The 11,956-nt window shown below is 72.6% G+C and carries 9 protein-coding genes; all 9 read left to right on the top strand.

The genetic code is table 11. The features are described 5' to 3' along the window. Positions 1-32 precede the first annotated feature (32 nt). Positions 33-638: a TetR/AcrR family transcriptional regulator gene (locus QGN30_RS16505; protein ID WP_179960071.1), complete on the top strand. Its 606-nt coding sequence runs from the start codon at positions 33-35 to the stop codon at positions 636-638. A 65-nt stretch (positions 639-703) separates the two neighbouring features. Further along, a complete protein-coding gene (locus tag QGN30_RS16500; protein WP_038536045.1) occupies positions 704-2,272 on the top strand; it encodes a UDP-N-acetylmuramoyl-L-alanyl-D-glutamate--2,6-diaminopimelate ligase in 1,569 nt (522 codons plus the stop codon). Continuing rightward, positions 2,269-3,816 (top strand): UDP-N-acetylmuramoyl-tripeptide--D-alanyl-D-alanine ligase, encoded by a 1,548-nt coding sequence (locus QGN30_RS16495; RefSeq protein WP_038536047.1) that lies wholly within the window; start codon positions 2,269-2,271, stop codon positions 3,814-3,816. The genes QGN30_RS16500 and QGN30_RS16495 overlap by 4 nt, the downstream gene beginning before the upstream one ends. After that, positions 3,813-4,892, top strand: coding sequence for a phospho-N-acetylmuramoyl-pentapeptide-transferase (gene mraY / locus QGN30_RS16490; RefSeq protein WP_009956117.1), 1,080 nt, complete (start codon positions 3,813-3,815; stop codon positions 4,890-4,892). Before QGN30_RS16495 ends, mraY begins: the two co-directional genes overlap by 4 nt. Beyond that, entirely contained in the window at positions 4,892-6,349 is a 1,458-nt protein-coding gene (murD, locus tag QGN30_RS16485) for a UDP-N-acetylmuramoyl-L-alanine--D-glutamate ligase (protein WP_038536049.1), read from the top strand. The genes mraY and murD overlap by 1 nt, the downstream gene beginning before the upstream one ends. An 8-nt stretch (positions 6,350-6,357) precedes the next feature. Beyond that, positions 6,358-8,055, top strand: coding sequence for a putative lipid II flippase FtsW (gene ftsW, locus QGN30_RS16480; RefSeq protein WP_008256142.1), 1,698 nt, complete (start codon positions 6,358-6,360; stop codon positions 8,053-8,055). After that, the gene (murG, locus tag QGN30_RS16475; RefSeq protein ID WP_008256143.1) at positions 8,052-9,269 is read left to right on the top strand and encodes an undecaprenyldiphospho-muramoylpentapeptide beta-N-acetylglucosaminyltransferase; all 1,218 of its coding nucleotides are present in this window, start codon (positions 8,052-8,054) and stop codon (positions 9,267-9,269) included. The genes ftsW and murG overlap by 4 nt, the downstream gene beginning before the upstream one ends. Next, positions 9,266-10,744, top strand: a complete 1,479-nt coding sequence (gene murC, locus QGN30_RS16470) for a UDP-N-acetylmuramate--L-alanine ligase (protein ID WP_008256144.1) — start codon at positions 9,266-9,268, stop codon at positions 10,742-10,744. The genes murG and murC overlap by 4 nt, the downstream gene beginning before the upstream one ends. Continuing rightward, on the top strand, positions 10,744-11,706 hold the full coding sequence (locus QGN30_RS16465; protein ID WP_036458811.1) for a cell division protein FtsQ/DivIB: 963 nt from the start codon (positions 10,744-10,746) through the stop codon (positions 11,704-11,706). The genes murC and QGN30_RS16465 overlap by 1 nt, the downstream gene beginning before the upstream one ends. Positions 11,707-11,956: the final 250 nt, after the last annotated feature.

Below are 11,956 nucleotides of genomic sequence, written 5' to 3'. Positions count from 1 at the left end.
AAAGAACGTAGACCCGACCGTTAGGAAACGCAATGTCTCTTAACTCGACCGGCGTGGCCCGGCGGCGCCGGGGTCCCGCGTTGGAGGAGGCGTTGCTGGATGCGGCGTGGACGGAGCTGACCGAACGCGGGTACGACGAGCTCACGATCGACGGCGTCGCCGTGCGGGCGGGCACCAGCCGTGCGGTGCTCTACCGGCGCTGGCCGAACAAGCAGGAACTCGTGCTCGCCGCGGTGGCACATGAGGTCGCCAAGGACGTCGTGGTCGCCCCTGACACCGGCAGCCTGCGCGGTGACGCGATCGCATTGCTGCGGCAAGCGAACAAGGTCAGGGTGGGGTTGGTGGTCCCGTTGCTGACCCGGCTGGGCGGCTTCTACCAGCAGACCGGCAGCAGCCTGGCCGATCTCGAAACGCTGGTGCGAGGGCGGCGCGATGCCGCGTTGGATCAGGTGATCCAGCGCGCCATCGATCGCGGTGAAATCGAGCCCGACCAGTTGACCGAGCGCATTGCGCGCCTGCCCGTGGACCTGTTTCGCTACGAGGTCCTGATGACGCTGCGGCCCCTGCCCGACGAAGCCATCGAAGAGATCGTCGACACCGTCTGGCTCCCCCTGCTCGAGCGGCGCAGCGGGTCGTGACACCGGCGCCCGGGCGCGGGAACATCCGTCGGCCGGTGCTCCTAGGTAGGGTGTCATGGCCGATCATGGCTGACGGAGGTGGTGACGGGGTGTCGGTGCCCAGTGCGCTGCGGCCCAGCGCCGCAGCGGGCGTGCGCTTGCCGGCGTTGGCGGCTGACATCGGAGCCGCGCCGGCCGGCGATCGGGCCGTCCCGAACCTGCCGGTCACCGGGGTCACGCTGCGCGCCCAGGAGGTGCGGCCCGGCGATCTGTTCGCCGCGCTGCCCGGTTCCACCACCCACGGCGCGCGTTACGCCGGCGACGCGATCGAACGCGGCGCGGTCGCCGTGCTCACCGACGCCGGCGGGGTCGCCGAGATGGGCGCCCTAGGGCAATCCGTGCCGGTCCTCGTTCACCCGGACCCCCGCGGTGTGCTCGGCGGGCTGGCCGCCACGGTGTACGGGAACCCGTCCGAGCGGGTGACGGTCGTCGGCGTCACCGGCACGTCCGGCAAGACCACCACGACGTATCTCATCGAGTCCGCACTGCGCGCCGCCGGCCACACCGCCGGGCTGATCGGCACCATCGGGATCCGCATCGACGGCGCCGACATTCCCAGCGCGCTGACCACCCCGGAGGCCCCCGCCCTGCAGGCAATGCTGGCGGCGATGGCCGAACAGGGGGTGGACACCGTCGTCATGGAGGTCTCCAGTCACGCCCTGACGCTGGGCCGCGTGGACGGAACCCGGTTCGCGGTGGGCGGTTTCACCAACCTGTCCCGCGACCACCTCGACTTCCACCCGACGATGGCCGACTACTTCGAGGCCAAGGCGATGCTCTTCGACCCGGGCTCCCCGCTGCGGGCCCGGCGCGTCGTGGTCTGCGTCGACGACGACGCCGGGCGCGCCATGGCCGCCCGCGCCGGCGACGTGATCACCGTCAGCGCCGAGGGCCGGCCCGCCCACTGGCGCGCCACCGACGTGGCCCCGATGGGCGCCGCGGGACAACGGTTCACCGCCATCGATCCCGCCGGGGCGCGCCATCAGCTGGGTGTTCGGCTGCCCGGCCACTACAACGTCGCCAATTGCCTTGTCGCACTGGCTATTCTGGATGCGGTCGGGGTGTCCCCGGAGCAGGCGTCGACGGGCCTGCTACAGGCCCGCGTGCCGGGACGCATGGAGGAGATCGACGCCGGCCAGGACTTCCTGGCGCTGGTCGACTACGCCCACAAACCGGGCGCGTTGCGCGCGGTGCTGACCACGCTGGCGCGTCCGGATCGCCGGCTGGCCGTGGTGTTCGGCGCCGGCGGCGAACGCGACCCGGGCAAACGGGCGCCGATGGGCGCGACGGCGGCCGAACTGGCCGATCTGGTCGTCGTCACCGACGACAACCCGCGCGGTGAGGACCCGGCGTCGATTCGTCGCGAAATCCTCGCCGGGGCGACCGAAAGCGGTTGTGCGGCAGACATTGTCGAGATCGCCGACCGCCGCGACGCGATCAGGCACGCCGTCGCCTGGGCGGGCCCGGGCGACGTCGTGTTGATCGCCGGCAAGGGCCACGAAACCGGCCAGAGCGCCGGCGGGCACACCCGCCCCTTCGACGACCGGGTCGAGCTGGCGCAGGCGCTGCGGGACCTGGACGGGGCACCGCGATGATCGAGTTGACCGTCGCCGAGATCGCCGACATCGTCGGCGGCACCCTGGCCGACATCTCGCCGCAGGACGCCGCGCGACGCCGCGTCACCGGGACGGTGGAATTCGACTCGCGCGCCGTCGGACCCGGGGGACTGTTCCTGGCGCTGCCGGGCGCGCGCTCGGACGGCCACGACCACGCGGGCGCGGCGATCGCCGCCGGTGCGGTGGCGGTGCTGGCCGCCCGGCCGGTCGGCGTTCCCGCCGTGGTCGTCGCCCCCGCGGGCGCGTCGGGATCTCGGGCCGGGGTGCTCGAGCACGACCCGGACGGCTCGGGCGCGGCGGTGCTCGCGGCGCTGGCCAAGTTGGCCCAGGTGGTGGCCGCCGAACTGGTCGCCGGCGGGCTCAGGATCGTCGGGATCACCGGATCGTCGGGGAAGACGTCGACCAAGGACCTGGTGGCCGCCGTGCTGAAACCGCTCGGCGAGGTGGTCGCCCCGCCCGGGTCGTTCAACAACGAGCTGGGGCATCCGTGGACCGTGTTGCGCGCGACGCCCGAGACCGACTTCCTGGTCCTCGAGATGTCGGCGCGCCACCCGGGCAACATCGCCGCGCTGGCCGAGGTCGCCCCGCCGGCGATCGGCGTCGTCCTCAACGTCGGCACCGCGCACCTGGGCGAGTTCGGCTCGCGCGAGGCCATCGCTCAGACGAAATCCGAACTGCCCCAATCTGTTCCGGCATCCGGGGTGGTGATCCTCAATGCCGACGACCCGGCGGTGGCTGCCATGGCGGGCGTGACCGCGGCCCGGGTGGTGCGGGTCAGCCGCGCCGAGAACACCAGCGCGGGCCCCAGCCAGGTGTGGGCCGGGCCCGTCTCGCTCGACGAGGTGGCCAGGCCATGCTTCACGCTGCACCACCGCGACGGCTCCGGGACCACGCAGGCGCAGGTCCGGCTCGGCGTCTACGGCGACCACCAGGTCACCAACGCGCTGTGCGCCGCCGCGGTCGCGCTGGAATGCGGCGCCGACGTCGACCAGGTGGCGGCCGCACTCGCCGGCGCCGGCCCCGTCTCACGGCACCGGATGCACGTCACCACGCGCGCCGACGGCGTCACGGTGATCGACGACGCCTACAACGCCAACCCCGATTCGATGCGCGCCGGGCTGCAGGCGTTGGCCTGGATCGCCCACGGCGGGGGGGACCGGCCGGCCGAAAAGCGCAGGAGTTGGGCGGTGCTCGGTGAGATGGCCGAGCTCGGCGAGGACGCGATCGCCGAGCATGATCGCATCGGCCGGCTGGCCGTGCGCTTAGATGTGTCTCGACTCGTTGTCGTGGGAAGTGGGAGGTCGATGAGCGCCATGCACCACGGAGCGGTCATGGAGGGTTCGTGGGGCTCGGCCGATAAGGGGGCCGTCAACGTGGCCGACGGCGAGGCCGCCCTGGCGTTGCTGCGGGCCGAGCTGCAACCCGGCGACGTCGTGCTGGTCAAGGCCTCCAACGCGGCCGGGCTGGGGGCGCTGGCCGACGCCCTGGTATCACAAGGCTCGCAGGGCGGTGCCCGCCCGTGAGACAGATCCTCATCGCCGTCGCCGTCGCGCTGACCGTGTCGATCCTGTTGACCCCGGCGCTGATCCGGCTGTTCACCCGGCAGGGATTCGGCCACCACACCCGCGACGACGGCCCGCCGACCCACCACGCCAAACGCGGCACGCCGTCGATGGGCGGCGTGGCGATCCTGGCCGGCATCTGGGCCGGTTACCTGGGGACCCACCTGGCCGGGTTGGCGTTCGACGGCGAGGGCGTCTCCGCGTCGGGTCTGCTGGTGCTGGGCCTGGCCACGGTGCTCGGCGGCGTCGGCTTTCTCGACGACCTGATCAAGATCCGCCGGTCGCGCAATCTCGGGCTGAACAAGACGGCCAAAACCGTCGGGCAGGTCGCCGCCGCGGTGCTGTTCGGCGTGCTGGTGCTGGAATTCCGCAACGCCAACGGCCTGACCCCGGCCAGCGCGGACCTGTCCTACGTGCGCGAGATCGCCACCGTCGCCCTGGCCCCGGCGCTGTTCGTGTTGTTCTGCGTGGTCGTCGTCAGCGCCTGGTCCAACGCCGTCAACTTCACCGACGGCCTGGACGGACTCGCCGCCGGCAGCATGGCGATGGTCACCGCGGCCTACGTGCTGATCACGTTCTGGCAGTACCGCAACGCGTGCGTCACCGCGCCCGGGCTGGGTTGCTACAACGTGCGCGATCCGCTCGACCTGGCGATCGTCGCGGCCGCCACCGCGGGCGCCTGCATCGGCTTTCTGTGGTGGAACGCCGCGCCCGCCAAGATCTTCATGGGCGACACCGGATCGCTGGCGCTGGGCGGCATTATCGCCGGCATCTCGGTCACCAGCCGCACCGAGATCCTCGCCGTCGTGCTGGGTTCGCTGTTCGTCGCCGAGGTCAGCTCGGTGGTGTTGCAGATCCTGACTTTCCGCACCACCGGGCGTCGGGTGTTCCGGATGGCGCCGTTCCACCACCACTTCGAGTTGGCCGGCTGGGCCGAGACCACGGTCATCATCCGGTTCTGGTTGCTCACCGCGATCGCCTGCGGGCTGGGCGTGGCCCTTTTCTACGGTGAGTGGCTGGCCGCGATCGGTGCCTGATGAGTGGGCTTGACCCCGTGGCGCCGGGCGCCCCGGTGCTGGTGGCCGGCGGCGGGGTGACGGGCAGGGCGGTGCTGGCGGCCCTGAGCCGCTTCGGCGCGGTGCCCACCCTGTGCGACGACGACCCGGCCACCCTGCGCGGGTACGCCGATGCGGGGGTGGCGACCGCGCCGACATCGGTGGCCGCCGAGCAGGTCTCCCGCTACGCCCTGGTGGTGACCAGCCCCGGCTTCTCGCCGACCACGCCGCTGCTGGTCGCCGCCGCGGCGGCGGGCGTGCCCGTCTGGGGCGATGTGGAGCTGGCCTGGCGGCTGGACGCGGCCGGCCACTACGGCCCGCCGCGGCGCTGGCTGGTGGTGACCGGGACCAACGGCAAGACCACGACGACATCGATGCTGCACGCCATGCTCACCGCGGCCGGGCTTCCAAACCTGTTGTGCGGCAACATCGGCAGCCCGGTGCTCGACGTGCTGGACCAACCCGCCGAGCTGCTGGCCGTCGAGTTGTCCAGCTTCCAGCTGCACTGGGCGCCGTCGCTGCGGCCCGAGGGCGGCGCGGTGCTCAACATCGCCGAAGACCACCTGGACTGGCACGGCACCCTGGCCGACTACGCCGCGGCCAAGGCCCGGGTGCTCGACGGCCGGGTGGCCGTCGTCGGGCTGGACGACGCCCGGGCCGCGGCACTGCTGAGCACGGCGCGGGCGCCGGTGCGGGCCGGCTTTCGGCTGGGCGAACCGGGCCCGGGGGAGCTCGGCGTGCGCGACGGACACCTGATCGACCGCGCGTTCGCCGACGACCTGACGCTGGCGCCCGTCGACTCGATACCGGTGCCGGGCCCCGTCGGCGTGCTCGACGCGCTCGCCGCCGCCGCGCTGGCCCGCAGCGTCGGGGTGCCGGCCGAGGCGATCGCGTCGGCGCTCGCGGCCTTCCGGGTCGGGCGGCACCGGGCCGAGGTGGTGGCCGTCGCCGAGGGCGTCACCTACGTCGACGACTCCAAGGCCACCAATCCCCACGCCGCCGAGGCGTCCGTGCTCGCCTACCCCCGGGTCGTCTGGATCGCCGGCGGCCTGCTGAAGGGCGCCTCGGTCGAGGCCGAGGTCGCTAGGATCGCGTCGCGGCTGGTCGGGGCGGTGCTCATCGGCCGAGATCGGCAAGAGGTTGCAGAGGCGTTATCGCGACACGCGCCGGATGTCCCCGTCCTCCAGGTTGTGACAGGCGAGGATGCTGGTATGGATGCGACTGCAGTGGTTCTTGGTGCAGATGTGACAGAAGTGAAATATTCGGGTGGAGATCTCGGCGCCGCCGTCATGACCGCGGCGGTCGCCGCGGCTCGTGGCCTGGCCGCACCCGGTGACACTGTCCTGCTGGCACCGGCGGGCGCATCGTTCGACCAGTTCGCCGGGTACGCCGACCGGGGCGACGCGTTCGCGGCCGCCGTGCGCGCGGCGATCCGGTAGGGCGGGGCGTGGGTAACGCACTGACCCGGCTGCTGGGCCGGGGCAAAGCGACCGGCGGAACCGCGACCGAGCCGGGGCCGGCGGAGGACGCGGACGCGACGGCCGAGGTCACCGACGCGGCCGCGGACGACGGCGACAAGGCCGACGAGCCCGCCAAGCCCGCGAAGGCGCCCAAGGCGAAAAAGGACAAGGCCGCCGGTGGCGATGGCGGTTCGCCCACCCGGTTCGGTGCCTGGCTCGGCCGCCCCATGACCTCGTTTCACCTGATCATCGCCATCGCCGGCTTGCTGACGACGCTCGGCCTGATCATGGTGCTCTCGGCATCGGGGGTGCGGTCCTACGACGCCGACGGGTCGGCCTGGATCATCTTCGGCAAGCAGGTCCTGTGGACGGTGATCGGCCTCATCGCCTGCTACACCTCGCTGCGGATGTCGGTGCGGTTCATCCGCCGCGTCGCCTTCACCGGCTACGTCGTCACCGTGATCCTGCTGGTCCTGGTCCTCGTTCCCGGCATCGGCAACCTGGCCAACGGCTCCCGCAAGTGGTTCGTGGTCGCCGGCTTCTCCATGCAGCCCTCCGAGCTGGCCAAGATCGCCTTCGCCATCTGGGGCGCGCACATGCTGGCGGCCCGCCGACTCGAGCGCGCCAGCCTGCGCGAACTGCTCATCCCGCTGGTGCCTGCGGCGGTGATCGCGCTGGCGCTGATCGTCGCGCAGCCCGACCTCGGGCAGACCGTGTCGCTGGGCATCATCCTGCTCGCCCTGCTCTGGTACGCCGGCCTGCCGCTGCGCGTCTTCGCCACCTCGCTGCTCGCGGTCTTCATGGCCGGGGCGATCCTGGCGATGTCGGCCGGCTACCGGTCCGACCGGGTGCGGTCCTGGATCAATCCCGAGAACGACCCGCAGGACACCGGCTACCAGGCCCGGCAGGCGAAATTCGCGCTGGCCCACGGCGGCATTTTCGGCGACGGCCTGGGCCAGGGCACCGCCAAGTGGAACTACCTGCCCAACGCCCACAACGACTTCATCTTCGCGATCATTGGCGAGGAGCTCGGTTTCATCGGCGCCTTCGGGTTGCTGGTCCTGTTCGGGCTGTTCGCCTACACCGGGATGCGGATCGCCCGCCGGTCGGCCGACCCGTTCCTGCGGCTGCTGACCGCCACCACGACGATGTGGGTCCTGGGTCAGGCGTTCATCAACATCGGCTACGTGATCGGGATCCTCCCGGTGACGGGCATCCAGCTGCCGCTCATCTCCGCCGGTGGAACCTCCACGGCGGCAACGCTTTTCATGATCGGGATCATGGCCAACGCGGCCCGTCACGAACCCGAGGCGGTGGCCGCGCTGCGGGCCGGCCGCGACGACAAGGTGAACCGGCTGCTGCGGCTGCCGCTGCCCGAGCCCTATTCGCCCACGCGCCTGGAGGCGTTCCGCGACCGCAAGCGGTCGCGCCCGCAATCGGGCGCCGCGCCGCGCAAGGGCGCCGGGTCGCCCGGGCGCAAGGCGCCCCGCAACGGCGAGGCGCCGCTGCGCGGGGCGCCCCCGCGGGCGGCCGGCCGCCCGGTCCGCCGGTCTGCGGGTAACCCCCGCTCACGGGCGGGGCATCATGGATCTGGCCAGCGCTATGCGACCCTGGGAGCCAATCAGGCCGCCGGCCGGCGCCAGCAACGGCGCACACGCGCATTGGAAGGTCAGCGTTACGGGTGAACGACACGGTCAACGAGCCGACCGGCGGGCGGGGGGCAGACCCTCTGCCCGCCGGTGCCGCGTTGTCGGCTTTTAGGCCCTTGTCGGTCGTGCTGGCCGGCGGGGGAACGGCCGGGCACGTCGAACCGGCGATGGCCGTCGCCGACGCGCTGCGCGCGCTGGATCCCAAGGTCCGGATCACCGCGCTGGGCACGGCGCGGGGGCTGGAGACCAGGCTGGTGCCCGCGCGCGGCTACGACCTCGAGCTGATCACGCCGGTGCCGCTGCCCCGCAAGCCCAGCGGTGACCTGGCCCGGCTGCCTTCGCGGGTGTGGCGGGCCGTCCGGGAAACCCGCGCCGTGCTGCGGTCGGTCGACGCCGACGTCGTGATCGGCTTCGGCGGATACGTGGCGCTGCCGGCCTATCTCGCAGCGCGTGGTGTCTCGCCGCGCAGATCCCGGGTTCCGGTGGTGATCCACGAGGCCAACGCCAGCGCCGGGCTGGCCAACCGGGTCGGCGCCCGCAGCGCCGAGCGGGTGCTCTCCGCGGTGCCCGACTGCGGCCTGCCGGGCGCCGAGGTCGTCGGGGTGCCGGTGCGCGAAGCCATCACCTCGCTGGACCGCGCGGCGCTGCGCGCCGAAGCGCGCCGACACTTCGGCTTCGCCGACGACGCCCGGGTGCTGCTGGTGTTCGGCGGCTCGCAGGGGGCGGCCTCGCTGAACCGCGCCGTCGCCGGGGCGGCCGCCGGGCTGGCCGCCGCGGGCGTGGCGGTGCTGCACGCGCACGGCCCCAAGAACACGCTCGACCTGCGCGAACCACTGCCGGGCGACCCGCCGTACGTGGCGGTGCCCTACCTCGACCGGATGGACCTGGCCTACGCCGCCGCCGACCTGGTGATCTGCCGGTCCGGGGCGATGACGGTCGCCGAGGTCTCGGCGGTGGGCCTGCCGGCGATCTACGTGCCCCTGCCGATCGGCAACGGCGAGCAGCGGCTCAACGCACTACCGGTGGTCAACGCCGGCGGCGGCATGGTGGTCGCCGACGCCGACCTGACCCCCGGGCTGGTCGCCCGGGAGGTGGCCGCCCTGGTGGGCGACCCGCCGCGGCTGGCGGCGATGACGACGGCCGCCGCGCGCGTGGGACACCCCGACGCGGCCCGCCAGGTGGCCCAGGCGGCGCTGGACATCGCCAGGAAGGCGCAGCTCGGCCGCTTGTCGGCCGGAGGGCAGCCATGACCACCGAGCAGCTGCCGCCGGAGCTGCAGCGGGTGCACATGGTCGGCATCGGGGGAGCCGGCATGTCGGGCATCGCCCGCATCCTGCTCGACCGCGGCGGGCTGGTCTCCGGCTCCGACGCCAAGGAGTCGCGCGGCATCCATGCCCTGCGGGCCCGCGGCGCGCAGATCAACATCGGGCACGACGCGTCGTCGCTGGACCTGTTGCCCGGCGGCGCCACCGCCGTCATCACCACCCACGCAGCCATCCCGAAAACCAACCCCGAGCTAGTCGAGGCCCGGCGGCGCGGCATCCCGGTGATCCTGCGGCCCGCCGTGTTGGCCAAGCTGATGGACGGGCGCACCACGCTGATGGTCACCGGCACGCACGGCAAGACGACGACGACGTCGATGCTGATCGTGGCGCTGCAACACTGCGGGCGCGACCCGTCGTTCGCGGTCGGCGGCGAGATGGGGGAGGCCGGGACCAACGCGCACCACGGCAGCGGCGACTGCTTCGTCGCCGAGGCCGACGAAAGCGACGGGTCGCTACTCGAGTACACGCCCAACGTCGCCGTCGTCACCAACATCGAGACCGACCACCTGGACTTCTACGGCAGCGCCGGCGCCTACGTCGACGTGTTCGACGCGTTCGTGGACCGGCTGGCCCCCGGCGGGGCGCTGGTGGTCTGCGTCGATGACCCCGGGGCCGCGGCGCTGGCCCGACGTACGGCCGAACTGGGAATCCGGGTGCTGCGCTACGGATCCGGGACCTCGTTACCCGGTGAACCCCTGGCCACCACCCTGTTGTCGTGGCAGCAGCAGGGCACCGAGGCGGTCGCCCAGATCCAGCTGGCGCCCGACCTGGACCCCGAGCAACGCCCGCGGGTGATGCGGCTGTCGGTGCCCGGACGCCACATGGCGCTCAACGCGATGGGCGCGCTGCTGGCGGCCCTCGAGATCGGCGCCCCCGTCGACGCGGTGCTGGACGGGTTGGCGGGCTTCGAGGGGGTGCGGCGCCGATTCGAACTGGTCGGCACCGCGGGCAACGGGCAGCCGGTGCGCGTGTTCGACGACTACGCCCATCACCCCACCGAGATCGTCGCCACGCTGGCGGCGGTCCGAACCCTGCTCGAGCAGAGCGGCGACGGCCGCAGCATCGCGGTGTTCCAGCCCCATTTGTATTCGCGGACAAAGGCTTTCGCCGAGGAGTTCGGTCACGCGCTGGACGCCGCCGACGAGGTCTTCGTCCTCGACGTCTACGGCGCGCGCGAACAACCGCTGGCCGGCGTCAGTGGTGCCAGCGTCGCCGAGCACGTCAGCGTCCCGGTGCGCTACCTGCCGAACTTCTCCGCCGCCGCCGAGCAGGTGGCCGCGGTCGCCGGGCCCGGCGACGTCATCGTCACCATGGGGGCCGGCGACGTGACCCTGCTGGGACCCGAGATCGTCACGGCGCTGCGGGCGCGGGCCAACCGCGGCGCGCCGGGAGCCCTGTGATGACCCAGCCGCTCGACCCGGGCACGCCGGGCGGCGGGGCCGGCCAGGCCGACGACCCGGTCCCGGACGACGCCGCCACCGAACCGCTGGTCACCGGCACGGGCACCGAGCCGACGGCAACCGATCAACAGCCCGATCCGGCCGAGGTCGAGGGGCCGCGCCGGCGCGCCCGCCGGGAGCGCGCCGAACGACGCGCCGCCCAGGCCCGCGCCATGGCCATCGAAGAGGCGCGCCGGGAGGCCAAGCGCAGGGCCACCGGGCGGCCGGTCCACGAGCCCAAACCCGTTGCGCGCGGCGTTGTTCGAGGGCTCAAGATGCTGTTGGTCACCATCCTGCTGGTGATCGTCGGCATCGGCCTGGCATTGGTCCTCTATTTCACGCCGGCGATGTCGGCCCGCAACATCGTCGTCGTCGGGACCGGGGTGGTGACCCGCGAAGAGGTCCTGGATGCGGCTCAGGTGCGGCTCGGAACGCCGCTGCTGCAGATCAACACCAGCCAGGTCGCCGACCGGGTGGCGGCGATCCGCCGAGTGGCCAGCGCGCGCGTGCAGCGCCAGTACCCGTCCGCGCTGCGGATCACCATCGTCGAGCGAGTCCCGGTGGCGGTCAAGGATTTTCCCGACGGGCCACACCTGTTCGACCGGGACGGCGTGGACTTTGCGACCGGACCGCCGCCACCGGCGCTGCCCTACCTCGATGTCGCCGACCCCGGGCCCAACGACCCGGCCACCAAGGCCGCCCTGCAGGTGCTCACCGCGCTGCGTCCCGAGGTCGCCGACCAGGTCGGCCGGGTCGCGGCGCCCTCGGTGGCCTCGATCACGCTCACACTCGGCGACGGCCGGGTGGTGATCTGGGGGACCACCGACCGCACGGACGAGAAGGCCGAGAAGCTGTCCGCGCTGTTGACCCAGCCCGGCAAGACCTACGACGTGTCCAGCCCGGACCTGCCGACGGTCAAGTAGCGATCTTCGTCACGTCGCGCGCGCCGCGGCGCCGCCGAACAGCGCTCACGCCCGCTCAGCCGCGGAAAAATGCGCAAAATTTGCGGGACGCGCGTCGGCGCGCCTGCGGGGTTCGCGCGCGCCATGCCCATACCGTTCTGGTTGCGCGGAACTACTTGACATAACTCTAACTCTATGGTTGAGGTTGAGGGTTTGCCAGGGAGGACCGCCACCGTCCGGAGGAGCCCACCACCGGGAGAGCCGAGCCCAT

Origin of the sequence: Mycobacterium sp. 3-98 (genome assembly GCF_035918355.1) — a bacterium.
Classification (GTDB): Bacteria; Actinomycetota; Actinomycetes; order Mycobacteriales; family Mycobacteriaceae; genus Mycobacterium; species Mycobacterium intracellulare.
Note: the sequence above shows the minus strand (reverse complement) of the source record. Positions and strands in the feature narration are given on the sequence as shown.